Source organism: Nosocomiicoccus ampullae (genome assembly GCF_019357495.1).
GTDB classification, from domain to species: Bacteria; Bacillota; Bacilli; order Staphylococcales; family Salinicoccaceae; genus Nosocomiicoccus; species Nosocomiicoccus ampullae.
On sequence record NZ_CP079110.1, the window covers coordinates 1,316,691 to 1,343,302 of the forward strand.

The window sequence follows — 26,612 nt, forward strand, 5'->3', positions numbered from 1 at the left end:
TATGTATATTAATTCAATTATTTTCTGAAAATTTCTTAAATAAAAAAAGCATTATCGAGAAAATCGATAATGCAAATATATTTATATTAAATTCCTCTTTGATCACTTGTCTCATCAATATAATCTTGAATATCTTGACTATGTTCCTCTGGTGTACTCGATAAATATTGTTTCATATTCTCTTCGTCTGGTTGTAGGGTTAAACCTAAATATTTACGTTCATTGTTTGCATCTTTGAAGAAACTTATCGTCATTAAAATAACTATTACACTAAATGGGAGTGCGGCAATAATTGCTGCAGCTTGAATCGCGCTTAAAGCATTTTCACCACCTGCAATAATGAGTGTGTATGAAATTAGCGATAACGCAATGCCCCAAACAATTTTAATACGTGTTCTTGGTGTAAGTGATCCATCTGTCGTTTGCATCCCTAAAACAAATGTTGCAGAATCAGCACTCGTTATAAAGAATACTGATACTAAAACTAATGCAATAATTGATAACAGCGTGCCTATCGGCATAACATCGAATATGGCAAATAATTGTTTTTCTACTGGTAAGTTAAAGATATGTGGATGTTTAAGTCCTGTTGTCATACCAGTCGTACCAAACACACTAAACCATACCATACAAATCGTTGCTGGTACTAATATTACTGCGAGGATAAACTCACGAATCGTACGTCCACGTGACACACGTGCGATAAATATCCCTACAAATGGACACCAACTGAACCACCAACCCCAGTAATAAATTGTCCATTCCTGAATCCATGCTGCTTTTTGTGAATCATTATAACCAGTATCTAACGTTAAATATAAAAATTGTTGTAAGTATGATCCCGTTGCAGTTGCGAACATATCTAGACTCGCAATTGTTGGACCGACAAATAAAATTATAAAGAATAATAGTACTGCAAGTACCATATTTGAGTTACTTAAAATTTGAATTCCTTTAGATAACCCGCTCCATGCACTGATTAGAAATAAAATCGTTACAACGAGTATAATGATTCCTTGAATAATGACTGTTTCTGGTACACCGAGTAAATAGTTCAGTCCACCATTTATTTGTAGAGCACCCATACCAAGTGATACCGCAACACCAATCACTGTAGCGAAAACTGCCATCGTATCAACAATTTGTCCAAGAGTACCGTCAACCTTATCTCCAAATATTGGTCGTAACGTCTTTGAAATTAAGCCACTCTCACCTTTACGATATGCTGTATACGCAAGTGCTAAAGCAACTATACCGTACACACACCATGCATGTAGTCCCCAGTGAAAAATTGTCGAGCGGACTGCTTGAACTTGTTGATGTCCGCCACCTTCTCCTGTCGGTGGGTTCATCATATGATTCATCGGTTCAGCAGCACCCCAGAACACTAAACCAATCCCCATTCCTGCACTAAATAACATCGCAAACCATGAGATCGTACTGAATTCAGGTTTCTCATGAGGTTGCCCAAGCTTTAATTTACCAATCGGACTAAATATAATGAAGACCGCAAAAAAACCTAGACCGGTAGTGACAAACATATAATACCAACCGAGATTTTCAGCTATAAATCCTGAAATGCCACTAGCTGTCTCATAAAATTTATTCGGCATTAAAACACCTAAAAACACGAGTATTAAAACGACAATTAATCCATATGTAAATACGGGAGTAAACGGCTTTTCTTTCTTTCTTTTCTTTTGACTCATCATATTTCTCCTTATAAAAAAACAGGTGCTAACATTAGCACCTGTTGATTATAACATTAAACAACTCTATTTAACTAAATACCTTTGTCTTCTGAAGTTTCTTCAATATAATTTTGTACTTCTTCAGAGTGCTCTTCAGGCGTATTGTGTAAGTAATTGTCGAGATGTTTTTCATCTGGTCGAATTGTAAGACCGAGATATTTACGTTCGTTATTTGCATCTTTAAAGAACGCAAATACCATTAAAATTACGACAACACTAAACGGCAATGCGGCAATAATCGCTGCGGATTGAATCGCACTAAGTGCTTCTTCTCCACCAGCAAGTAGTAATACAACCGCGATTGCTGATAAAGATATACCCCAAACAATTTTTAGACGTGTAGAAGGTTGTAATGAACCATTTGACGTTTGCATACCGAGTACGAATGTTGCTGAATCTGCACTTGTAATGAAGAATACAGCAATTAAGAATAGTGCAATAATTGATAATAAAGTACCAAGTGGTAACTTATCAAATATCGCAAACAACTGTTCTTCAGGTGCAAGGTCTAAGATTCCTGGGAATTGTAACCCGATATTCATACCAGTTGTACCAAATACACTGAACCACATAATACTAATTAATGTTGGAACGAGTAATACCGCAAGTACGAATTCACGAATCGTACGTCCACGTGATACACGTGCAATGAAAATACCAACGAATGGGCTCCAGCTTAACCACCAGCCCCAGTAGTAAATCGTCCAGTCTTGTAACCACTGAGATTTTTGTGGGTTGTTAAATCCTGAGTCTAACGTTTGGAATAAGAATTCTTGTAAGTAAGCACCAGTTGATGTTGTCATCATTGTAAAGATCATAAGTGTTGGTCCTACAATTAAAACAATAGCGAATAATAATGTTGCTAAAACCATATTCGTGTTACTTAAATACTGGATACCTTTAGATAATCCAGTATACGCACTAATTAAGAATAATATTGTGACGATAATAATAATAATCAGTTGAACTGAGAATCCATTTGGGATACCTAATAAATAAGATAATCCACCGTTAATTTGTAATGCACCCATACCAAGTGATACCGCAACCCCTACAACTGTTGCGAATACCGCAAGAACATCAATTATCGTACCGAGCCATCCATCGACTCTATCTCCGAAAATAGGACGTAATGTTTTAGAAATTAAGCCATTTTCATTTTTACGGAATGCTGCATATGCAAGTGCTAAAGCAACAACTCCGTAAACTCCCCATGCGTGGAAGCCCCAGTGCATGAATGTTGAGCGCATCGCTTCTAGTGCTTGATCCGCTCCACCTTCACCAGCTGCTGGGCTCATCATGTGACTCATCGGTTCAGATGCACCCCAGAACACTAAACCAATACCCATACCTGCACTAAATAACATCGCAAGCCATGAGAAAGTATTGAATTCTGGTTTCTCATCAGGTTTACCGAGTTTTAATTTACCGATTGGACTCAGTAATAAGAATACTGAGAAAAATACAAAGGCTGTCGTGATAATCATGTAATACCATCCGACATGTACAGAAATCCAGCTAGAAATACTTCCTGCAATATCACCGAATTCTTCAGGGAATATTGCACCAATAATAACAAGTAGAAGTACAGCTGCTGCACCAATTTTAAATACGTTCGTCATTTTACTTTTTTCTTTGGCCAATACATTCACTCCTTTTAAAATTTTACAACAGTCCTATTATAAGACATATATTTTTTGATTGGTCAAGCCAGTAAAATATCCTTTACCACTTTATTTCAATATGTTTTAAATTTTATTTGCTTTTTTGGACTAATTTATGCATTGATATTTGGACCATACAATCTACTTATCTGACTTTCTTCTTCACCACGGAGTCTTGCACGTAATGTTTTTTTAAAACTCTCCGGAATATACTCACAGTCTATTAGACTTTCTGCGAGCCCTAAATTATCTGTATATACATACATGACGTCGTTGACCTTTTTTATCGTCCACTCTTTGCACGGACGTTTAAGTAGTTTGAGAGTATCATCTTTAGTAATCTTACCTTCTTGAATTACTCTAAAGTACCAACCAGTTATACCTAAATCTTGAATTGTCTTTGAAAAATCCAGTGCTCTATGGCGCCTTGCAGGTTTCCAGCAAGGACGTCGTGGCTGTGATACTTCAATCACTGATTCACCTAGCTGATATACGTCACCGACACAAACATCTCTTTCATTAATACCAATAATTGAAATGTTTTCACCGTTACCTCCAACTGGTATCTCTTTTCCAAGTTCACAACTTAATTCTAAGTAATTTTCTTTTGGGTACATAAACAGTGCTTTTTCTTTTCCACCATGAAATCTTTTATCTGCTTGCTCATCCCCCGTTAAGCCAAGTGTTGATAAAAACACCGAACCGTTAATAGGTGCTTTATATCCTGCTGTAATGTACTTATCATCAAATGGATCTTCAGCATTTTCTGTTCCATGTGTTTTAATTTCACCGACATAAATCTCATGTATTTTATTGCGCTTCACTCACCACACCTCTATTCTCTTTATGTTAGTATTAAAGTTACCCTATTGGGTGATTATACAACCATATATAAGGAGATTTTTTTATGGGACACATTGCAGAAACTGAAATTCAATTATTATACGCAGATACGGATATGATGGGAGTCATGTACCACGGGAATTACATTAAATGGTTAGAACTCGGTAGAATTAAACTCATTGAAGATCTCGGATTTAGTTACGTTGATATGGAACGTGAAGGATTCGTTGCACCCATTCATAATGTCAACATTACATATAAAGTTCCGATTATGTATGGTGACCGTGCATTCGTTAGAACGTGGGTGACAAAAAACACGGGTATTCGCGTCACGTATGCATTTGAAATCGTTAATCAGCATAACGACGTGTGCGCAGATGGTGACGTCACATGTATTGTTGGAAAACGTACGGAAAAGGGATTTAAACCAGTAAACTTTAAAAAAGCATATCCAGAGTGGTTTGCCAAATATGAAGAGATAAAATTTGAAGAATAGTACATTCTTTTTCAATAATTTTCTTCAGTATAATTGAAATAGTGTTATAGTTGTATTGGGGAGTGGATTAAAATAGATATTTTAATTGGAACGGGATTACTTCTTCTTATTCTCGTTTTCTTCACTGTTTTTACTTATTACGCTCCAGATGGTAGCGCTGTTATGAGTGCGCTTGCATCTGCAGCAATTGCAACATTTTTAGTTGAAGCACTACAAGGGTTTGTACTTGGAGATATTTTACAAATTGAATTTTTAAAAGAAACTGGACAACTCGCAGGTACGTTAAGTGGTGTAATCGTCGCATTCTTAATCGCGATGAACCGCAAAATCAATCCGCAAAACGCGGCATTACTTGCTGTAGCCTTTGCTGAAATCGGTTTAGTTCCAGCATTTTTAGCAGCATATTTAATGTCATTTTTAGTGAGATTCGTTGAAAGAAAGATCACGAATGGTCTCGACTTTATTGTAATCGTTATATTCTTAATTCCATTAGCGAGATTTTTAGGTGTATTATTTACACCACTCGTCGACGGATCATTACTAAAAATTGGAGGCGTTATCGACGGGGCGATGTCGACAAGCCCATTCCTTATGGGACTTATCTTAGGTGGAATCGTCACAGTAGTTGGTACTTCACCACTGAGCTCGATGGCACTTACTGCAATGCTCGGATTAACTGGTGTACCAATGGCCGTTGCAGCACTCACAGCATTTGGTTCAAGCTTTATGAACACAACAATTTTACACCGTTTAAAAATCGGTAGCTTAAAATCGGTGATTTCAATTGCGATTGAACCACTATCAAAAGCAGACTTAGTATCTGCAAACCCCGTACCGGTATACGTTACAAACTTTATCGGTGGTGCGTTAGCAGGAATTGTACTCGCGTACTCTGGTTTAATTAACGACGCACCAGGTACTGCAGCACCAACGCCAGGGTTACTCGTTATGTTTGGATTTAACCCAGCAATGGAAGTTGTAAAATACGCAGCGATAACTGCAGCCATCTGTTTCACAGTTGGTATTATAATGTCATATGTATTTAGAAATTATCCAATTAAAAACAGTGAAGTATTACCAAATGAAGATGTAAACAGTAAAAAAGCATAAGAAAAAAGGTCGCTAATAGCGACCTTTTATTTTTCTTCAGATAATCCATTACGTTCAAATCTAAATTTATGCTTATTAAAACTCACTTGGCCATCACTCATTTCTGAGTCTTCTACGACAATCCCTTCTTTAATGAGTGCATCTAGCTTTTTACTATCATTATAATTAATAGTCATCTTTTGACTCACGGTCTCATCACTATGCACTGTAAAATCAAATTTTACAGTTCCTCTTGGTAATTTCTCATAATCTTTTTTTAGTTTCTTTTTTTCGTCTTGTAAATTGTCACGTGCTTCATTTTTAGTTTTATAGCCCCAATATTCAAGTGGTGCTGTCGTTTCATAGACTTCTTTAGTAACGATGTTATTTTTATGATATACCGTTACTTTACGATTATAACTCTCAAATTCACCAGAAAATATAGTCTTTTTCGTACTGATACAACCACTTAAAATAAGTACAACAGACAGTACAGTAATTATTACTTTTAATTTATTCATTTAAACAAACCTTTTAAACGTTGTGCTTGTCATATCGTATCATATGTCTATGTTTAATTAACAGTAAATATAAAAAAGCACGTATAAAAAACGTGCTTCATGTACTATTCTTGCTCTTTTAAACCGTCCGCTTCATATTGTTCTTTCGTCTTTTTAAAGCTAACAAATTCTGATTCTTCACTATCCTCTAAAAATCCTTGTTCAGTTAATGCTTCGATATTTTCTGAAGTTGAATAGTCTAGATCATAATTCATAATAATCGCTTGTTTCTCTTCATCTGCTGTTACTTTAACCTCTACCGCACCTTCAGGCGTGTCTTCAATTAAAGAGTTATATGCTCTCTCCTGAATACCCGCAGCTTCTTCAGCTTCATCTTGGTTTGAAATACTCGCTGCGTCATATGGTAACTCATACGTTAAATGTTCTTTTTGAATTTTATCGCCATCTACAGTTAATACAGACTTAACATCCATATCTTCTATTGTACCTTCAAACACATGCTCTGACGGAGTTTTATTACATGCAACAAGCACAATAACCATTAAAGATAGCAATATAGTTCTTAATTTCATTGTCACAACCCCCTTTTATCACTTATAAACATTATATATATATCATTAAATATTATGTATTAGAATAAGTCCAGAAGAACTTATTCTATTTCATGAACGTTGATTATTTAACTTCTCTCAAACCGCCTTCTTCACTAAGGGTTTTTATCGTTTTTGAATGACTCACGAGATCTTCACCTTTACCACTATCATCTTCAGTTACTAAGTCCGCATCCGTTAATGCTTTAACATTTTCAGGTGAATCATAGTTTACGATGTGATAAACTTTTATCATTTCATTTTCTTCATCGTTAAAAATTTCAAAAGTTGCGATATCGTCAGAAACACCTTTTAATTCCTCTTCAAACTCTTTACTCTTTTCTTCAATCAATTGTTCTATATCTTCTTCAGTTTCAACACCTAAATCACTGTATGCGACTTCAGATGCCTGAACTTCATAGAGTATTTGATCTTTTTTAGTATCGACGACATACATCTTATAAAAATTTTCTATGTCATTATTTGCTTCATAATAATACTTGTCGTATTTCTCAACTTCCTGTTTATCTGCAACAAGTAGTACTTTTTCTTGTAGTGTTTCTTTATCTAATTTAGAGTTTGAAGTTGAATCATCTTCAATCACTCCAATCTCTTTTAGTGACTCAATATATGATTCATAACTGACAGTCTCTTCAGTGCCATCTCCTTCAACGATATCATATGCTAAAAATCTCTGAACGTTCTCAGGATCTGAGTAGTTATAGAACTTATCAATCTTTAAAGCTTTTTCATCTGGAAGGTTTTCTGCAGTCACTTTTGCGACGTCATCCGGGAAGTCTGATAGTAATTCGTTTTGATAATCATTTTCATCTTTAACGAGTTGGTCCGCTTCTTCTTCGTTTTGTAAGTCATAATATTCATACGGAATTTTTTCAACTTGGTGTTGGGTGAGCAAAATGTCGTTTTCTTTGTCTGCTGTAATCTCTATTTCTACTTCAATACCATCCACAACATTTGAGTACGTTTCTGTTGTCACTTCACCTTGAGATGTATTATCATCACTATCGTTGTTCGCTAGCGTGTCAATTTTATTGTCTCCATTGTCTTTTGACGTATCTTCACTTGATTCATTTTCTTTTGACGTATTTTCTTGAGAGGTCTCTTCGTTGTTCGTTTCATTTTTAGTAGAAGTATCTTCGTTTGTCTCTTCGGTCGGTGACTGACATGCTGTTAACATCACTATAGTAGCAGATAAAAATAATAATTTACCTTTCATGATAGTCTCCCTCTTTCTAAAACACCTCAAGTTTTTAAAGCGTTCTTATATTTTACAACTATAAATTTGTCTTTTTTAGTCATTCAGTCGATGACTGACACGTTGAGAAGTACACATATTTAAAGTAAGTAAAATAATATTACTCTTTAAAAGAAAATAAACCTCCCATATTTTAGATTTGAATGACATACATCGCATCACGTATCTCTTGAACGATTTCTTTAGTTCTCCATTCTCTTCTATAACCGAGACACGCACATATAAATGTGACACCATTCTCTATAAAATTATAACGAAAATGAATATGCCCAGAAATACTATACTTAATGTCATATTCACTATAAAATTCGTCATATTTCGTTGTACCCATATAAGCATTGTAATAATCGAATATTTTATGCGGCATTGGGACTCTAAACCTTTTATTCGTCGCAACGTGTGTGACAAGAATGATCTTTTTATCTTTCACTTTTTCAAGATCTTTTTTTGTAAGCTCTGCAAAATAATTCGCTACATCAATATCTGAGATTTTAAAATCCACATAAAACTTATCTTGCCAATGACCACCTTTAAACGCGCGACGTTCTAAATCTTCATAGGAAAACCTTTCGCTCGCAAATGAATAATCATACCACGCTGGACTCCCAACAATCGCCCACTCATCATTAATAATATACGGACGCTCTAAAAGAGACTCCGGTTGCTGTTTAAAATAATCGTAAATCTCCCAACTCGATCTATTATTATCATCAAAATTCCAAAAATCATGATTACCAGGGATAAAAAGCACCTTCACACCCGTCATCATCTCGACCGTTTCAATAAAATCATGAGTTTTAACATAATTATTCGACACATCACCCGCAATTATAAATAAATCCAGCGAGAGACGATTCACTTCATTAGAAACCTCACGCAAAAACGTCGTTTCGTTAATTTCATCATTATGATATCTATCGACATGCAAATCAGAAATCACACCAATATTCATACCCATCTACTCCAAAACATTTGTATAGAAATAGTGTAGCAAAGAAGTGATACAAAATTACAGAAATGAAAAAAGAAGCTAACTGAATGTTAGCTTCTGAATAGTTTTTTACCTCTCATATAGCGGTGCGATTTCTTTAATGTAAACGTCTTTTAGATTTTCTTTCAATTTACGGCGATATTTCGTAGGTTTTACAGCATCTTCGTTTCTTGATTTATATACTTGATAGTCTCTTGATTTAATCAAGTCATTTTCTCCTAATTGATTATCTGAAGAGACTTTAAAGTTATCAACGACAAACATTAAATCGTTCTCGTCTACAGCGTACTTATACGCAAAGTTTTTTACAACACTCTCTTTTTCTTCTTCTTTCAGTTGTTCAAAAAGAATCAGAACGTCTTCTTTATCATATTTCTCTGGATTTTGTTTAATATTTTTCCAAAGTTCTTCAACGAGATAACCGAGTTTTTCATTCGACTGTTTTAAATCTAAAATGTATGATTCTATTTCCGACTGTTTTGCTTCGACTCGTTCTTTTGATTCATCTTGAGTAATACGACTTTCCATCACACTTTGAATCAGCCCTAATATATATTCATGATTGACAGTATCTTTTGAAACTGAATTTATTTCGTATGCAATGTCGATGATGATATCATCGTCTTCATCGTCTTCACCTGATTCTGCTTTAATTTCTTCGATGATGTTATTGTATTTCGCAGTATAGTCTTCTAGCTTTTCATTTGTAATTCCAAATTGCTCAGCAATTCCCTCACTGTAGTTCGAATACACTTGTAACTCTTGAAATTTTTTATCAAATGCTTGGAATGCTTTAGCGAATTTTTTCTTGCTCGTAATTTCTGATAAAAGATCAATACTTTCTAAGTTCGGCGCAATATCCATTAACTCGTTAAATGCTTCTTTAAAAGCATCCATAGCATCTTCCCATGTCGGAGCTTGGACAAATGATTCTCCACCATTTGAGTATAAGTAAAGTGCTGCATCTACTTTTTCTTCAAATGTATGCGGTGTTCTAAATGTCATAATTTGACCGTATTTTTTACCTTCATCATACAATCTATTCGTTCTAGAAAAAGCTTGAATTAAGTTATGTGGTGGCATTGGATTACGGTCCATAAATAGAATTGCTAAACTTGGCGCATCAAATCCTGTTAATAGTCGGTCAACAACAATCACTAGATCTAATTGCTCTTCTCTAAACTTATACTTATCTTGTTTTCTAGCAAGCCGATGGTTAACATCTCTGTTGTATGCTGAAACTTGATCTAATGTAAAGTTTGTTCCAAACATTTTATTGTAGTCTTCCATCGTTTCTTTCATTTGCTCTTGATTTTTAATGGATGTCTCCTCATTTTCAGAGATTGAATACGTAATCGCGACTTTCGGGAAATCTGGGAGTCTTTTCTTCACTTGTTCTGAGACTTTAACCTCTGATTTACCGTCAATTACTTCTCTAAATAACTTGTAATATTCTTGTGCACTCGCGATAGAATCAGTTGTCAAAATCGCACTATATTGTTTGCCAAGATCATTATGCATACCAAACTTCTGACGAGATTTATTAATAATTTGATCAATAACAATTAGCTTATGTTCTCTTGTTTCAAAAGCTTCTTTTTTAATTAATTCTTCTCGCTCAATGTCGTTAAGCTCATCATAATTTGTAATATTGCCACCATATTGTCTATCCACGTGGTCTCTTAACTCGTCCTCTGTAAATGTACTCTTATATTCAATTTGAAAACCGAGCACAGCGTTATCATGAATTGCTTCTTTTACAGTATATTCGTGAAGTCGTTTGCCGTACTGCTCTTCTGTTGTACGTGCGAGATCTCCAAATTCTTCTTTTGCATTCTCTTCAAAAATAGGAGTCCCAGTAAATCCGTACCAAAGCGTGTCGTTAAAGAACTTTTCAATTTCTTGCTTTTTAAGTGAGGATACTGCACGGTGACACTCATCGACAACAAACGCGAGCTTTTTATTTCTAATTGATTTCCATTTAGCGCTGTCCTCATTACCACCATATCGGCGCATCACATGATTTAATTTTTGGATTGTCGTAACAATCACTGTTTTATCTTGTGAGTATAATTTTTTAATTAAATCATTCACGTTATCTGTATCATCAATAGAAATAACGTCATGCGCAGAGTAAGACTTAAACGAATCACCAGTTTGTTGGTCAAGGTCTACCCTGTCGACAATAAAAATCGTTTTTTCAATGCTATTCATGAGTAGTAAGTTTCTTGCGACTTTATAAGACGTTAATGTTTTACCAGAACCTGTTGTATGCCACACGTATCCAGATTCATGAAGTTTAGACGCTTCTTGAACCGCTTCAATCGCATGGATCTGATAGGGTCTTAGTAAAATAATCGAACGTCTCTCACTATCTAATACAGAATATTGTCCGACCATTTTATGTGCCTGTGGAATAGATAGTACATCTTTTGCAAAGTCTAAATAGTTATTTACTGGCTTATTATTCTCATCCACCCAACGTGTTAAAAACTTAGAGTTCAATTTCCCTTTTTGGGCTGCCGCAATATAGCGCGTATCAACACCGTTTGTCACAACAAACATTTGAATCGAAGAAAATATCCCTTTAAACTTACCTTCACCGGAATACTTATCAATTTGTCTAAATGCATCCATGTAAGACGTCGAACGATTTTTAAGTTCGATATGAATCATCGGTAACCCGTTAATTAATAATGTCACGTCAAAAATACGATTACGATCTGTACTACTCGTCTTACTCGCTTGATACTGATTAATAATCTCATAAGAAGACGAACCACCTGCGATATCACGGTTATTCATGACCATTAAACGAATCTCACCAACACGTGGATCATCACGAACGACACGCACATTCGCAATCCCATTTTCACCCGCTAAAAACTCAGCCGCACGATAAAAATTCGGGAAACTCAGTTCGTTCTTAACTTGCTCAAACTCCTTATCAGAAAGCGGCACATCATCTAAAACCGCTTTGTTGTTCATATTCAACTTATGACGTAAATTCTCCCACAAATCATCCTCAGTCCGTAAATCATCACGATATGTCCACTGAGACACATTCTTCGTCAATTCTTCAATCAAACTACGCTCCATCGCCTCTTCAGCCGTGAACCTCATACACTCACCCCAAATAAAATACCTAGTTACTATATTATTACATATAATCTATTTAACGTTTATGTAGATTTATACATACCGTTTAATCTTAATCAGAAAAATAATTAAATCGTGCATTTATATCAAATGATTTTTTGTAACATGTATGTAATAATAAAAATGTAATTTCAATTAATTAGGAGGGGTTTTATGAAGAAAGTTTCTAAAATCGTTTTAGCGAGTGGTATCGCTCTGAGTTTCTCTGTAACACCCGAACTACTTAATACAACTGAAGCACAAGCAGAAGAGTACGTAGAACCTTATTATAATTATGAAGGTCATACTGAATATCAAAGTGATTTTATATTAGACAAGAATTTTAAAGAATCATTGAAGTACGATAATTTTACTATCAATGGATATCAAATTTCCAAAAATGAAAATGTTAAAAAACAAAAAGAGCTATATGACCAAACACTTTACAGTGTATCTGGAAATAAAGCGAATGGTGTTTTCTTCTCATTAGATGGTCAATCCGTTAGTAAAAAAGCATTAGTTAGCACTTATGGAGAACCTATTTACACATCTCCATCAGCATGGGGCGAAGAATATGTTTATGAAGTTGGAAAGAAAGACGTCAGATTCTTCTTTAATGAAAACGGATATGCAATCAAAGGTCAAATTACGAGTAATTAAAGATACTTTATATATAAACTTATAAAACATGGGAGATGAATTTCTCCCATGTTTTTTATTTAGAATTAGTGAGTATAAAGCATAATATAAACTATTTAAATGTATACAAAAATTATAAACAAAGTGAGTGAGTGAATTGGTTAATTATAACTGTGCATGTTTAGTAAATATCGAAGAAAAAAGCATATTTTTAGTAAGATCTTATGATAATAATAAATACTATCTACCTGGCGGAAAAATTGAGGATAATGAAAGTTTTGACGACACACTTATAAGAGAATTAAAAGAAGAACTTTCTTTAAACGTTAAGAAAAATGAAATAACATTTTGGAAGTCAATAGAAGGTCCTGCATATCCTAATACTAAAGAAAGTGTATTATTAAATTGTTTTCTCTACTCTGGTGAAAATTTTGATTATAAAATTAACAATGAAATAACCGATGCTAAATTTTTCTCAATCAATAACAAAGACATAATGGCTCCGGCAGTTTTAAAAGTGATAAGTGCCCTAGAGCAAGATGGATATGTGTAAAATAGAACACGTATCAATGACGAAAAAGTAATTTTGAAGCGAACTAAAACCTTTAATAAACTTAAAAAAAGGAGGTTTTAGATGCTTTTAACAGTTTTAATAATCTTATTATTAATTAATATTTTACCTGCCCTGTATTTCGGTAAAAAATATTTGAATTTAAAAAATAATGAATCTGGAGATAAAGAATTTGAAAGATTATCAGATTCTATGATGAATGCAGATAAGTTAATAATCCCACTTTCTATAATCATAGTTATAATACTCTATTTTATTCATAATTAAGCTTTCGATTTAAAATTATTAAAAATAACCCTCTAGTAATATTAAGAAATCCTAATAACTTAGTATTACTAGAGGGTTTCTATTTGCCTATTAATAAGTAGTGTAAATCAGTACTCAAAGTCTTCAATGAATTAAAACAGTTTAGACAGTACTCAAGTATGCTATGAAAATAGTGACAATCAATATCTATATAGGATTTTATACTTAATTGGGAGCAGTGTAAGTTTGAAAAACTACTAGATTATGATGATGGAATACGACGTGGTCCGTTTGGAAGTGCTCTTAAGAAAGAGTATTTTGTACAAAATAGCGACTATGTAGTGTATGAACAAAATAATGCAATCTCTAACCACTTTAAAACAAGATATAAAATAACTGAAGAAAAATTTAAAGAGTTACATAAATTTGAACTATTACCAGGAGACTTTATTATGAGTGGAGCTGGTACAATTGGTAGAGTTTCATTAGTTCCTCCGAACATATCAAGAGGGGTAATCAATCAAGCTTTAATAAGAATAAGACTTAATGAGACGACAGATTCAGGCTATTTTTTAGAATGGATAATGTCACCTAAAATGCAAAGAAAACTAACAGAAACAAACCCAGGTTCTGCGATGGTTAACTTAGTACCTATGAGGGAGTTAAAAAACTGGAAAGTAAAAATCCCTACTGTAAAAGAACAAATCAAAATCTCTAGGCTATTAAACACCTTACAAAAGACTATTTCCCTTCATAAGCGAAAATTAAAGATTATAGATGAGACAATTCATGAGTTAAGGGAGCAACTATTCTCAACAAAATATATTGCTGGCAAAAAAGTGAAGTCAGAAAAAATGAAATTAAATGATTTTCTGGAAGAAGTCATCGAACATTCAAATAAAGAGAATCAATATCCCCTTTTGAGCTCAACTAACAATGGAATTGAAACGCGATCAGGTAGAGTAAGTGGATCTAGTAATATTGGTTATAAAATTTTACGTAAAAATCAATTAGTATTATCCCCCCAAAATTTATGGTTAGGGAATATAAATATTAACAGAGATTTCGAAGTTGGTATTGTATCTCCATCTTACAAGGTTTTTGATATAAAGAATATTAAAATCATATATTTAGAAAATATTTTAAAAACAGAACGAATGAAATATAACTTCGACAAAATTTCTATTCAAGGTGCAAGCGTAGTAAGAAGAAATCTAGATATGAAAGAGTTTCTTAACCTAGAAGTAAGAGTAACTCAAAAGAATGAGCAAGAAAAATTAGTTAAGACTTTTGTACAGTTGCGTAATATAAAGTTTAGTTTAAGAAGCAAGATTAAAATTTTAGAAAAACTTAAAATTTTATATTTAGATAAAATGTTCATTTGATTAAAAATACCTTTACACTAAACCTCTAAAAACTATTTTGGAGGTTTATTTTTATGGTTAGAAAATTAAGTAAGAATCGTTTGTTTCACAGTTATTTTAAGGATTGGGTGGAACTCTATAAAGTTGGAGCAGTTAGGGATGTAACTTTAAATAAGTACAATATCACCTATCGTCGACTTAAAGAGTTAGCGCCTGATTTAAAAATATCTCAGTTGAACAGAATGACATACCAAAAGTTGATTAACGATTATGCTTTAACCCACGAAAAACAGACTACAATGGATTTTCATCATCAAGTTAAAGCTGCTATTTTAGATGCTGTAGACGAAGGTTTAATTGAAAGAGATCCAACTAGAAAAGCAGTAATTAAAGGGAAGAATCCAGGTGATAAGAAACAAAAGTATTTAAACCAAAGTGAGTTACAAACTCTTATTTCTACTCTAGAACTTAAGAGTGTGATAAATAGAGATTGGTTTATACTACTCGTTGCTAAAACAGGACTTCGATTCTCTGAAGCACTTGCACTTACTCCAAACGATTTTGATTTTAAGAACCAAACATTATCAATAACCAAATCTTGGAACTACAAAAATAAGAGAGGTGGGTTTATACCAACAAAGAATGAGTCATCTAATCGTAAAATACAACTAGATTGGCAAACATGTATGTATTTTTCGAACTTAACTATAGGTCTACCAAAAGATAGACCAATGTTCATTAGACGAAGAATATTTAACTCAACAATTAATGACTATCTAAAAAGAAAATGCACAGATGCTGGAATACCAGTAATTTCAATCCATGGACTTAGACATACACATGCATCGTTATTATTATTTGCAGGTGTATCGATTGCAAGTGTATCAAGAAGACTCGGACACTCAAACATAACGACAACTCAGCAAACATATTTACACATTATTAGAGAATTAGAAAATAAAGACAATCATAAAATGATGCAATTCCTAGCGACTATAGTATAAAAAAGAGTCCCAATGAAAATTGGGACTTTAATTTAGATAAAAAGATAATTTAAGTATTCTTTCTTTAAAGACTCAAGTTTATTTAGTTTTTTGTTATGAAGAGTAATCATAGAATCTAATCTATACATCATTTTACCAATCTTTTTCTGTTCATTAATACTCGGTAATGCAATTTCTAATTTCATGACATTAGTTTTAGAGATATTATATCTAGAAATCCCTTGTGCAAGTATATACATTTTCTTTCGGAAAGTTGGTGTCCTGAATAAATAACTTGAAAAAACTACATCTAAATCTGTTTCTGTATGTGGCCTAAACCCAAAAGAAAAACTGTTTAAATAAAGGTCTTTTATATTTTCTATCATTACAGAAGACATACCAACTTCTTCTGGAATCTCTGAAGAAATTGTAAAGAATATATCACCATACTTAACTTCATTTTGTTTATTTTTAACATTTACTTTTTCTAAATTATTTACATCAACAATATGATTATTAAATATATTTTTATATGGGACATATAAAGATTCTCCATGTCCAAAGTCTTTTTTTGTTTTACCACTTAGACCTGAATAATCTTCTCCTATTTCTTTTAACTCTCGCTGCTCCCAAGGCTCGATAAACCCTTTAAATCGTAATTGAACATCACCTTGTTGTGAAATAAACATTTTATTTAAATATAGATTTTTCTGATCTTTTAACACTTGTATTTTACGCTTATGAAGATTTATAAGATCATTTATTTTTTCTAAAGTTTTAGCAATCTTTATTTGTTCTTCAAATTTTGTAGAAAAAACATTGATGTTTTCAATTGTTTTTTTTGACAAACTGGGAACTCCTGTTGACTCATCATATTTTTTCCATCGTATTCTTAGAAGGAGGTAGAAAATAAAATTTATATGATTATCTTTTTCCGACGTTAGATAAAATAGTGTGTCGACTGTCCAAAAAGGAGGTTCGAGAAAGAAAGGATTATCTATTGTCCCCTTTCTACCAAGACCAACGGCAGGTTGATTTGATAAAAAATCATCGACACGGGCGATTAAACCTCCAGTTCCATATACAGGAATATCTCCTTTAGCAAAATGCTTATAGTCTCGTCCGGAGTTAACTTTTAGAATGTCTTTAAGTTTACACTGCTCCCAATCTTCACTGAATCCTTTGAATCTTAGCTTAGGCACTAGTCTCTGTTCATTTTGTTTTTTCATTATTTGAACATCTCCCTTGTCGCCTCAATGATTTCTCTTGATTCGTCTGTCACTTCTAACTCATCAAGCATTGCAAGGAATTCTTTCTCCGCTTCAGCGATTTCTTTATTAATTTCCTGCATTTCTTTTGATAATGCTTTTATATCGATTGGTTCTGGCTCTTCAAATGTATCGACGTATCTCGGGATGTTTAAGTTAAAGTCATTTTCTTTTATTTCTTCAAATTCTGCAACATAAGCATATTTGTCTACGAACTCTCTGTTTCTATATGTTTCTAGAATTTTTTCAATATTTTCTTCAGTTAAATGATTCTGATTTCTCTTTTTCTCAAATCCCGCTGACGCATCGATGAATAGAACGTCACGATTTGGACGGTCTTTTTTCAAGATTACGATTGTCGTTGGAATGGATGTGTTAAAGAATAAGTTTGAAGGTAATCCAATTACTGTGTCGATTGATCCATCTTCTAATAATTTTTTACGGATTGCTTCTTCTGCACCTCCACGGAATAGTACACCGTGCGGGAGTACAATCGCCATCGTTCCTGTATCTTTTAAGTGATAAAATCCATGTAGTAGAAATGCGAAATCTGCTTTAGATTTTGGTGCAAGTCGGCCGTATCTAGAATATCTGTTATCCATTAAGAAGCCTTTTTCTGCTGACCATTTTGCTGAATATGGTGGATTCATAAGGACCATATCAAAGTTTGTTGGCTCTTCTGTTGGCCAGTCAGCATCTAACGTATCCGCGTTATGTAGATGTTGCTGCTCGATTGGTACACCGTGTAAAATCATATTCATTCGTGCTAAGTTATATGTCGTATTGTTTAATTCTTGACCGAAATATGAGATTTTTCCTGGATGATTTGAATATTTCTTCGCGTTTAGCATTAAAGATCCAGACCCCATCGTTGGGTCATATACAGTAAGTCCTTCTTTATCTTCTTTTTCTTCAATTGCGATACGTGTCATTAACTCTGATACAGGTTGAGGTGTATAGAACTCCCCTGCTTTTTTACCAGATTCAGACGCAAATTGTCCGATTAAATATTCATACGCATCACCAAGCACGTCACCAGCGTGACCTGTTAGATTTAATGTAGATAATTCTTTCATTACAGATGCGATTAATTGGTTTTTCTTATGATCTGTTGTTCCGAGTCTACGCGCATATAAATCAATATCTTCAAATAAATCTTCAAACGCTTCAGAAGACTGCTCGATATCTTTAAATCCTCTAGCAAGTGATTCTAATTCAAACGTACCTTCATTAATTTGTGTCATTAAATTTGTGAAAGTTAATTCTGGTTTAATTGTATATGAAAATGTATCTTGCACATCATATAGTAGGTCTTCGCGGTCTTCATCATCACTGTAAATTTCCTCATAAATTTGCTGTGCTTCATTTAAATCTTGAGTTGGTGACTCCATTAATTCAGATATGTAATATAACATTTTGTCAGATAAGTATTTATAGAAAACAAGCCCTAGAAGATAGTCTTTATATTCATTCGCATCCATTCTAGAACGTAAAATATCAGCTGAATTCCATAATGTTTGGTACAACGTTTTTGTATTTATTTTTTCTGCCATTGTAAGAACTCCTATATTAATATCAATTATTTTCCTAAATTAAGGCAAAAAAAGTCCATTATACTTTGCCTTATATGTCAATAATACATCAATTATGTTTAATATTAAATATATTGATTTTTAACTTTCTCGTTATATTTTATTACCTTAATTTCACCGCTTCGTAGTATAATCAAGGTACTAATATAAGGAAGTGTTTTAGATGAAAGCGGTTGTTTACTATGACACTAAAGATGTTCACATTGAAGAGGTTGAAGAGCCTAAAGTTCAAGAGGGACTTGTGAAAGTTAAAGTTGCATGGACGGGTATTTGTGGTACTGATTTACATGAATACCTTGGCGGTCCGATTTTTATTCCTGGTGACGCGCCGAACCCAATTACTGGTCAAGAACGTCCGGTGATTATGGGGCACGAGTTTTCTGGTGTTATTGAAGAAGTTGGTGGAGATGTTGATGGTCTGAATGTTGGAGATAAAGTTTGTATTAACCCAGCGTTAACGAACAATTTACATCCAGATCCATTATATGATTTCTATAAAGAAGGTACTTTTATCGGTCTTGGTTGTGACGGTGCATTCGCAGATTATGTCGTTGTTCCAAAAGAGAATATCATTAAATTACAAGATTCAACGTCACTAAAAATCGGTGCGCTTGTTGAGCCGACGGCTGTTGCGTTACAAGCGATTCGCGAATCTGAAATGGAATTTGCAGAGTCTGTTGCGATTTACGGTGCAGGCCCTATTGGTTTAGTGACTGTACTTGCGGCACGTGCTGCGGGTGCTAAAGATATTTTTGTCTTTGACTTATCGAATGAACGTTTAGAAAAAGCAAAAGAATTCGGTGCCACTCACATTTTAAATAGTGGTGAAAATAACCCGATTGAGTACATCCATAAATTCTATCCTGACGGAGTAGACCGTACTTTTGAAGTTGCAGGTGTACCGATTACGTTAGAACAAGCGATTCAATCGACTCGTCCAAGAGGTATGGTGACAATCGTTTCTATCTTTGAAAGAGCGATCGACTTTAACCCAATGCTACTCACAACAAGTGGTGTGAGAATTTCTTCAACACTTGGATACGAGCCAGACATTTTTGAAGCAACTGTTAAAATGATTGAATCTGGTCAAATTGACCCAAGTCCAATGATTACAAGTGAAATTGAACTCGATGAAATTATCGAAAAAGGCTTTAATCAACTGATTGAAGATAAAAAACAAGCAAAAATCTTAGTAAAACTTAGCGGTGAAGAATAAAAACACTAGCGCATCAAAGAGAAATTCTTTGATGCGTTTTTTTATTTTATCGTCTGATAAGCGTATTTTAAAAAAAGTTATCGAAAATCTAGTAAAATTTATATAAGTCTAATACTTATCATAAGAAAATTTTAGGAGGCACTTAATTTGGAAAACTTAGAAATGCTAAATTTCTCAAAAGAAGATTTACAAACACTTGCGGATAACAAGCAACTCATCGATGTCCGTACAAAAGAAGAATTTGATGAGGCGAATATACCGGGTGCGATTTTACACCCACTCGATGAAATCGATACGTTCAATCTACCTAAAGACCGTGAGTATTATATTTATTGCCGTGCAGGTCAGCGTAGCGCGCTTGCTGCAAACTATTTAGAACAATTCGGATATACAGCAAATAATTTAAACGGTGGAATTTTATCATATTTAAATAACGATGAATAATTGAATCCTTAAGGAGATATACATTTGATATTAAGAGAATTGACCCCACTAGATAAAAAAAGCTACGAAAAATATTACAACTCGTGGAAGAATGAAGAAATCATTCTAAAAAATACTGATTTAAAAATTTACGATAGTTTTGAAGATATGGTTGAAAAATTATCATTATCAAAAATGAATAAAATAAATCTGTTAGTACCAAATACGACTTTATTCCTATTTCACAAATCTGAAATACTCGGTGCTGTGAATATTCGTTTTCGTTTGAATGAGGATCTTGAAAAACACGGCGGACATATTAATTTTGGAGTCACACCGAACGCTCGCGGAAATGGCTATTCTAGATTTATGACACGATACGCACTTGATTACTTAGAAACACTCGGCGTCGATAAAGTGTTACTAAATGCAGATATTGAAAATGCGCCGTCTATAAAAACGATACTTACACATAATAGTGTCGAAATTGAACCGCTTCAAGAAGGTGAACGTAAAATCCGTAGATTCTGGATTAATAGACACTAAGATACGTATTGAATACGTATCTTTTTTATTTTGCGTTTAGATTTTAATTTTTGAGGGGGTTGAGAAGTAACTCTCAAATAATCTGTCGATTGATTTACTATATTTCAAAAAGTGACTTCTGTTCTTTAAATATCGCTTGCGGGCTGAAGTTTTCACGAGGTAGTCTATCAGTTAATATAAGCGTAAAACTACTGGAGGTTATGTATGCTAGAAAGAAGTTTTGCGCATGAGGAGTTGCGGGCGCTGAAGTGGCGCTTACCGTTAAATGATGATTTTGAGAATTATTTAAGTCGCTTAGAGCGTGGATTTCATGGGGAGAATGAGTTTTCAAAGAAATTAGCTGACTATAATGAGTACGCGCACGTCTATGATTTTACGTTTGAAATAGATGGATCGACGCGGCGCAAATTGATGCGCTTTTACTCTTTAATAATGAGTGTGTGCTTTTTGAAGTTAAAAATTACATAGGGGATTTTATTTATAAAAATGACGAGTTTTACACGTATTATACGATGCAGAAAATATCGTCGCCCATTCGTCAACTGGATGACGCAGCGGAGAAATTTAGTGCGTTCCTTTATCGGCTAGGTATCAGACGTTCGGTTCGTAAGTTTGTTGTATTTATAAATGAAGAATTTCACTTATATCAGGCACCAGACCACCAGTCGATCATCACCCGACCGCAGCTTCGAAGAGCATTAAATCAGTTAACGAGACATCAGCGACCAGCAAATAGTGCGACATTAGAACTAAGAGATACGTTACTTAAGCTAAATATTAAAGACACTCGGCCAGCGAAAGTACTTTATCAGTATGAAGATTTAAAAAAGGGACTATTTTGTTATAAGGACGGTACGGTGTTGGAGAATTATAATCGCGTGACTCTCATATGCCCAACTTGCGGAAATAAAACTTCTATAAAAGATGCTGTGCTGCAATCTGCACAGGACTTTAATACGCTATTTCCTCGAGAAAAATTGACGATACCTGCACTCTATGACTTTTCAGGTGGCCTTTTATCAAAATACAATTTAAGAAAAGCATTATCCGAAGCGTGTGAGCGTCATAGCCAGGCACGTGGGACATACTATACCTTCCCTAAAAGATAAAAGACTGATACCACTTTGTTTGTAATTTGGTGCAAAGAAATCATCAATTTGATTAATGTTATCGGTATTTTTTAGTATCGTATACGGAATTTAATTTGAATTGACGCAGATGAGAGTATCGTATACATGATTTTATGTCGTATACAATAAACGGAGTATCGTATACGAGATTGACGAAATTCAATTTTCGTTGACGATATACTCGAAATCGTGCATACGAAGAAATCTCATTAACGATACTCCTTTCTGCGTAAAATAGTTTTCTTTTTCGTAAACGATACGGCGAACTGTCTATGACTCCACAGTCTTGTTGACAATATTCACTAATTTCACCAACAATCCATGATTCTTCACCCTACTCCACTACTCGCAGACGATAATCCTTACTGTTCTCTCTAAAAAATCCCCTGAACTCTTCTATCAGTCCAAGGGGGGTCTATTGATTATGCACTTTCTTTATCTTTAATTTTTTCTTCTTCTAATTCTCCGCCTTTAAGTACATATAAGCGATCTGCGTATTTAAATATTCTTTGGTCGTGCGTGATGAGTATGCATGATGCGTTATTTTCTTTGACGCGTTTTTGAATGACTTCGACGACTTGTACTGCACGCTCAAAGTCGAGTGAAGCGGTTGGTTCATCTGCTAATATTAATGACGGATTATTCATAAACGCACGTGCAATCGCTACGCGTTGTTGTTCTCCTCCAGATAGTGCTTTTGGATAATGTTCTAATCTGTGGCTTAAACCAAATAAGTCTAAAATTTCTTTTGCACGTTTTCGTGCATCTTTTTTATCCATCCCAGCTTCTCTACCGACAAATTCAAGTTGCTCTCGAATTTTTAAATACGGTAATAAGTGTGATTCTTGAAATATAAACCCAATCTCATCTAAACGTAGCGCCGTCATTTCACTGTCTTTATACGATGTCCAATCATTATCATCCATCATAATTTTTCCAGAAGTTGGTGATAAAAGTGCACCAATAATTGAAAGTAAAGTGCTTTTACCTGAACCTGACGGACCATATAATACAACGAGTTCTCCTTCATCGACTTTTAAGTTAATATCTTTTAAAACTTCTGTTTTCGTATCTCCACTACCAAATGCTTTTGTTACATCTTTTATATCTAACATATATTATTCTCCTCCAATCGCGCTTAATGGATCAATTTTTACCACTTTAATAATCGATAATAGTGCACCTAATAATGAAACGAGTATGAATGATCCAAATAATAGTAATACTAATTTATTATTCACAAAAAATGGCATAGTTACCGGTAATAATTCTCCAAGTAGATATGTTAAACCTATCGCAATTAACGTACTGACAATTACAATCGTTAGAACTTCTGTCATTATCATTGAAATCATACGTGAACTTTTAGTACCAATCGCTTTTAATATTCCGTATTCTTTCGTCTTTTGAATTGTAATGACGTAAAAGAATGCACTAATCACAATGGCTGAAATGACGAATAAGAAAACGACCATTAAATTTAACGGTAACTGCTCTGCTTGATAGCTTGGTATTCCGTTCATTAATTCTTTTTTCTTAATTGTTTTTGCTTCATCTAAATTACTTAAATTTTCACTACCAACCATAATATTTACGTCCGCAGGTTTAATTTCTTCAAAACCATCTTTTGTCGTAAATGCGATTGGTGTATGTGCGTACATTTGACGTTTCGCAAATCCAGTAATTTTATATTCAGTATCTGAATCTTTCACTTTAACAACGTCACCGACGTCGTAATTTTCACTCATTGTAGAATCGACGACGATTTCGTTACCACTTTTAGGTTTACTTCCACTTGTTAATTTATAATCGACAGCATCTGTATAAATTAACTGAACACTATCGTTGTTATCAAAACGTAGCGGTGTCATTGATAATACTTTAAAGTCTTTATCTTTTGCTTGTTGGATGACATCATCACTTAATTTCGATTGTTGAATTTCATCATTCGCATCCTTCTCAATGACGATATCTTCTCCAGATAATGACTCAATCATTGAAATATTATCTTTTCCAAGTCCTTGTGCTAAACTTGAAACAAACATCACTAAGAATGCGAGTAAAAACAAAATCACTCCGATCATTAAGTATTTAAATTTATAGTATTTGAGTTCTTTAAATGCTATTTTCATTGATAAATCCCTTCCTTCACACTGTATATTACAGCCTCAATGTGAACTCAATATGAACAAATTATTTTAGGAGGAAATTATGGTTAACATTTTAATCGTAGACGACGAAAAATCTCTTCGTGATATGGTTGCGTCAAAACTTAAACCAACCTACACCCCATTTCTTGCTGAAGACGCCATGCAAGCATTTGACATCTTACAAGATAAAAACATTCACCTCGTGGTCGTTGACGTCATGATGCCTTATATGGACGGGTTTGAACTATGTAAAAATATAAAAGAAGATTACGACATACCTGTCATCATGCTCACTGCACGTAGTGAGTTATACGATAAACGTGAAGCCTATCAAGCAGGTACTGATGACTATATGACAAAGCCATTTGAACCTGAAGAATTAAAATTTAGAATTGAAGCGGTACTATCACGCTACGGAACAAGCACCGATATGACTATTGGAAACGTAAAGATAGATAGTAATGCCTATTTAGTGGATGTAGAATCAGAAACATTATATTTCCCGAGAAAAGAATTTGAGTTACTCGAACAGTTATTCATCAATTATCCAAACGTCTGTAGTAGAGATATGTTAATTGAAGAAGTTTGGGGATTTGATTTTGAAGGAGATGAACGTACAGTTGACGTCCACGTAAAGCGAATCCGTAAACGACTAAGTATTGTAAATAGCGGTATTGAAATTAAAACTGTCCGCGGAATAGGGTACCAAATTCATGAACTTTAAACGACTATCCACGCGCTTTATTGTAAACACACTTATAGTCATGGCGATTAGTAGTACGCTCGCATTTATACTCTCAAACGTTTACTATCATTTTTATGAAAAAGATAAAAACGACGCGCGCATCACAGAAACATTACTTACACAAAAAGAGTTTATAGAAAATGATGATAAGAGATCACCAGAAGAAATTTTTAACCAGATCGCAAGTTTAGACTTTCAACTTGTAGTAATTAAAGACGGTAAAAAAGAATTTTACGGTTACCCTTTTAGACTAGACAACTTGCCAGAAGAACCGTTAGAGAAAGAAGAAATCTATCACGGCATAAAAAATCGCCCGTTCAATATTCTCATTACAGGATTTTTTGATAACGAAACTAAAAACACTGTTGGTACGAATATAACCATTAATAACGAAACATACTCAGTATTTATGCGCCCAAGTGTTGGAGATAGTATGGGAGAATTCCGTATATTTTTAGCAATACTACTCATTTTATTAATTGTATTTTCAATTATATTTGTCGCGCTATCATCAAATTTAATCGTCGCACCAGTCGTTCAACTTAAAAATTTCGCACAAAAAATACGATTCGGGAAATACGATTCAAAAAATATCGTCAATCGACGAGACGAAATTGGAACACTGCAGCGTGAAATGGCGAGAATGAGTCAAGCAATTAAAGAACAACAAGAAACGAACGAACGCTTCGTCGCGAACGTATCACACGAAATCCAGTCACCAATTGCGAACCTTCTTATGCAACTTGAAGCATTAAAACAATCTAATGATGAAGCAACCATTAAAACTATGGAACACCAAGCAAAGAGACTGAGTGGCCTTACAAAACAATTATTACTACTCGCTTCTATAGAACAATCAGAATCTCAACTTGAAACAGAATACTTTAAAGCAAAACCTTTTATAAACGAACTCGTTCAAAGTCATATGTACATGTTAGATCAAAAAGAAATATTTTTAATGACACATGTCGAAGATATCGAAATATATGGAAACAGTCATCTACTCTTCCAAGCGTTTACTAATCTATTAACAAATGCGATTAAGTACACAGAAAACTTTGGAGAAATCACAATTTCTGTTAATAAAGAAGAACATAACACAAAAATTAGCATTGAAGACAACGGAATCGGTATGAGTGAGGAAACTAAAAAACACTTATTTGAAAGATTTTACAAAGACCACCGCGCAGAAGACAACGTCCCGTCAAACGGACTTGGCATGGCAATCGTAAAAGAAATTATCGACCTACATGGCGGTGAGATAGAAGTAGAATCTCGTGAAGGTGAAGGCACGAAAATAGTGGTGATAGTTTAAATAGACCGAATTTACGCAGTAAATTCGTACATTATAGAAGGTTGGTGCTTTTAAAAACATGGTGA

Annotated in this window: 26 protein-coding genes; 14 read left to right on the forward strand and 12 right to left on the reverse strand. The window is 34.1% G+C overall.

Features of this window, described 5'->3' with window-relative positions:
• Nucleotides 1–86 precede the first annotated feature (86 nt).
• From KPF49_RS06915 to KPF49_RS06925, 3 genes are all read right to left on the reverse strand, one after another.
• Nucleotides 87–1,712 (reverse strand): BCCT family transporter, encoded by a 1,626-nt coding sequence (locus tag KPF49_RS06915; protein ID WP_375781552.1) that lies wholly within the window; start codon nucleotides 1,710–1,712, stop codon nucleotides 87–89.
• 71 nt (nucleotides 1,713–1,783) lie between these two features.
• Nucleotides 1,784–3,373 (reverse strand): BCCT family transporter, encoded by a 1,590-nt coding sequence (locus tag KPF49_RS06920; protein ID WP_183673985.1) that lies wholly within the window; start codon nucleotides 3,371–3,373, stop codon nucleotides 1,784–1,786.
• Nucleotides 3,374–3,528: 155 nt separating this feature from the next.
• Entirely contained in the window at nucleotides 3,529–4,239 is a 711-nt protein-coding gene (locus KPF49_RS06925) for an MOSC domain-containing protein (RefSeq protein WP_183673810.1), read from the reverse strand.
• An 83-nt stretch (nucleotides 4,240–4,322) separates the two neighbouring features.
• On the opposite strand from KPF49_RS06925, the gene KPF49_RS06930 reads away from it, so the two are divergent.
• Both KPF49_RS06930 and KPF49_RS06935 read left to right on the forward strand, forming a co-directional pair.
• Nucleotides 4,323–4,754 (forward strand): acyl-CoA thioesterase, encoded by a 432-nt coding sequence (locus KPF49_RS06930; protein ID WP_183673808.1) that lies wholly within the window; start codon nucleotides 4,323–4,325, stop codon nucleotides 4,752–4,754.
• Between the two features lie 72 nt (nucleotides 4,755–4,826).
• Nucleotides 4,827–5,864: a PTS sugar transporter subunit IIC gene (locus tag KPF49_RS06935; RefSeq protein WP_183673983.1), complete on the forward strand. Its 1,038-nt coding sequence runs from the start codon at nucleotides 4,827–4,829 to the stop codon at nucleotides 5,862–5,864.
• Between the two features lie 26 nt (nucleotides 5,865–5,890).
• Here the strand turns inward: KPF49_RS06935 and KPF49_RS06940 are convergent, their stop codons facing one another.
• The 5 genes from KPF49_RS06940 to KPF49_RS06960 all read right to left on the reverse strand — a co-directional run bounded on the left by KPF49_RS06940 (nucleotide 5,891) and on the right by KPF49_RS06960 (nucleotide 12,344).
• Nucleotides 5,891–6,364 carry a DUF1307 domain-containing protein gene (locus KPF49_RS06940; RefSeq protein ID WP_183673806.1) on the reverse strand — a complete coding sequence of 158 codons (474 nt, stop codon included), beginning with the start codon at nucleotides 6,362–6,364 and terminating at the stop codon, nucleotides 5,891–5,893.
• 104 nt (nucleotides 6,365–6,468) lie between these two features.
• Entirely contained in the window at nucleotides 6,469–6,936 is a 468-nt protein-coding gene (locus tag KPF49_RS06945) for a DUF1307 domain-containing protein (RefSeq protein ID WP_183673804.1), read from the reverse strand.
• A gap of 103 nt (nucleotides 6,937–7,039) precedes the next feature.
• Nucleotides 7,040–8,191, reverse strand: a complete 1,152-nt coding sequence (locus tag KPF49_RS06950) for a hypothetical protein (RefSeq protein WP_183673802.1) — start codon at nucleotides 8,189–8,191, stop codon at nucleotides 7,040–7,042.
• Nucleotides 8,192–8,363: 172 nt separating this feature from the next.
• Nucleotides 8,364–9,182, reverse strand: coding sequence for a metallophosphoesterase (locus KPF49_RS06955; protein WP_183673800.1), 819 nt, complete (start codon nucleotides 9,180–9,182; stop codon nucleotides 8,364–8,366).
• Nucleotides 9,183–9,290: 108 nt separating this feature from the next.
• Nucleotides 9,291–12,344: a type I restriction endonuclease subunit R, EcoR124 family gene (locus KPF49_RS06960; RefSeq protein ID WP_183673798.1), complete on the reverse strand. Its 3,054-nt coding sequence runs from the start codon at nucleotides 12,342–12,344 to the stop codon at nucleotides 9,291–9,293.
• 189 nt (nucleotides 12,345–12,533) lie between these two features.
• Between KPF49_RS06960 and isaB the strand changes: the two genes are divergently transcribed.
• The 5 genes from isaB (at nucleotide 12,534) to KPF49_RS06985 (ending at nucleotide 16,183) form a co-directional block, all read left to right on the forward strand.
• Nucleotides 12,534–13,019 (forward strand): immunodominant staphylococcal antigen IsaB family protein, encoded by a 486-nt coding sequence (gene isaB, locus KPF49_RS06965; RefSeq protein ID WP_183673796.1) that lies wholly within the window; start codon nucleotides 12,534–12,536, stop codon nucleotides 13,017–13,019.
• A 136-nt stretch (nucleotides 13,020–13,155) separates the two neighbouring features.
• Entirely contained in the window at nucleotides 13,156–13,551 is a 396-nt protein-coding gene (locus KPF49_RS06970) for an NUDIX domain-containing protein (protein WP_219490096.1), read from the forward strand.
• 81 nt (nucleotides 13,552–13,632) lie between these two features.
• Nucleotides 13,633–13,836: a hypothetical protein gene (locus tag KPF49_RS06975; RefSeq protein ID WP_183673793.1), complete on the forward strand. Its 204-nt coding sequence runs from the start codon at nucleotides 13,633–13,635 to the stop codon at nucleotides 13,834–13,836.
• Between the two features lie 254 nt (nucleotides 13,837–14,090).
• A complete protein-coding gene (locus KPF49_RS06980) occupies nucleotides 14,091–15,200 on the forward strand; it encodes a restriction endonuclease subunit S (RefSeq protein WP_276516322.1) in 1,110 nt (369 codons plus the stop codon).
• Between the two features lie 278 nt (nucleotides 15,201–15,478).
• Nucleotides 15,479–16,183, forward strand: coding sequence for a site-specific integrase (locus KPF49_RS06985; RefSeq protein ID WP_477529363.1), 705 nt, complete (start codon nucleotides 15,479–15,481; stop codon nucleotides 16,181–16,183).
• A gap of 32 nt (nucleotides 16,184–16,215) precedes the next feature.
• On the opposite strand, the gene KPF49_RS06990 is transcribed toward KPF49_RS06985, so the two are convergent.
• Together KPF49_RS06990 and KPF49_RS06995 are read right to left on the reverse strand one after the other, a co-directional pair.
• Nucleotides 16,216–17,391, reverse strand: a complete 1,176-nt coding sequence (locus KPF49_RS06990) for a restriction endonuclease subunit S (protein ID WP_219490098.1) — start codon at nucleotides 17,389–17,391, stop codon at nucleotides 16,216–16,218.
• Nucleotides 17,391–18,983, reverse strand: a complete 1,593-nt coding sequence (locus KPF49_RS06995) for a type I restriction-modification system subunit M (RefSeq protein WP_183673789.1) — start codon at nucleotides 18,981–18,983, stop codon at nucleotides 17,391–17,393. The genes KPF49_RS06990 and KPF49_RS06995 overlap by 1 nt, the downstream gene beginning before the upstream one ends.
• Before the next feature lie 202 nt (nucleotides 18,984–19,185).
• Here KPF49_RS06995 and KPF49_RS07000 point away from each other — a divergent pair, with 202 nt between their 5' ends.
• The 5 genes from KPF49_RS07000 (at nucleotide 19,186) to KPF49_RS07020 (ending at nucleotide 22,316) form a co-directional block, all read left to right on the forward strand.
• Nucleotides 19,186–20,238, forward strand: coding sequence for a 2,3-butanediol dehydrogenase (locus KPF49_RS07000; protein ID WP_183673787.1), 1,053 nt, complete (start codon nucleotides 19,186–19,188; stop codon nucleotides 20,236–20,238).
• 147 nt (nucleotides 20,239–20,385) lie between these two features.
• Nucleotides 20,386–20,682 (forward strand): rhodanese-like domain-containing protein, encoded by a 297-nt coding sequence (locus KPF49_RS07005; protein ID WP_183673786.1) that lies wholly within the window; start codon nucleotides 20,386–20,388, stop codon nucleotides 20,680–20,682.
• Between the two features lie 24 nt (nucleotides 20,683–20,706).
• Entirely contained in the window at nucleotides 20,707–21,207 is a 501-nt protein-coding gene (locus tag KPF49_RS07010; RefSeq protein WP_183673784.1) for a GNAT family N-acetyltransferase, read from the forward strand.
• Between the two features lie 204 nt (nucleotides 21,208–21,411).
• Nucleotides 21,412–21,675, forward strand: coding sequence for a hypothetical protein (locus tag KPF49_RS07015; protein WP_183673782.1), 264 nt, complete (start codon nucleotides 21,412–21,414; stop codon nucleotides 21,673–21,675).
• The gene (locus tag KPF49_RS07020) at nucleotides 21,648–22,316 is read left to right on the forward strand and encodes a nuclease-related domain-containing protein (protein WP_183673780.1); all 669 of its coding nucleotides are present in this window, start codon (nucleotides 21,648–21,650) and stop codon (nucleotides 22,314–22,316) included. The genes KPF49_RS07015 and KPF49_RS07020 overlap by 28 nt, the downstream gene beginning before the upstream one ends.
• A gap of 443 nt (nucleotides 22,317–22,759) precedes the next feature.
• Here KPF49_RS07020 and KPF49_RS07025 read toward each other — a convergent pair whose 3' ends face one another.
• A complete protein-coding gene (locus tag KPF49_RS07025; protein ID WP_183673778.1) occupies nucleotides 22,760–23,452 on the reverse strand; it encodes an ABC transporter ATP-binding protein in 693 nt (230 codons plus the stop codon).
• 3 nt (nucleotides 23,453–23,455) lie between these two features.
• Entirely contained in the window at nucleotides 23,456–24,469 is a 1,014-nt protein-coding gene (locus KPF49_RS07030; RefSeq protein ID WP_183673775.1) for an ABC transporter permease, read from the reverse strand.
• 79 nt (nucleotides 24,470–24,548) lie between these two features.
• Here KPF49_RS07030 and KPF49_RS07035 point away from each other — a divergent pair, with 79 nt between their 5' ends.
• Together KPF49_RS07035 and KPF49_RS07040 are read left to right on the forward strand one after the other, a co-directional pair.
• A complete protein-coding gene (locus tag KPF49_RS07035; protein WP_183673773.1) occupies nucleotides 24,549–25,211 on the forward strand; it encodes a response regulator transcription factor in 663 nt (220 codons plus the stop codon).
• Nucleotides 25,201–26,547, forward strand: a complete 1,347-nt coding sequence (locus tag KPF49_RS07040) for a sensor histidine kinase (RefSeq protein ID WP_219490100.1) — start codon at nucleotides 25,201–25,203, stop codon at nucleotides 26,545–26,547. Before KPF49_RS07035 ends, KPF49_RS07040 begins: the two co-directional genes overlap by 11 nt.
• The last annotated feature ends 65 nt before the right edge of the window (nucleotides 26,548–26,612 follow it).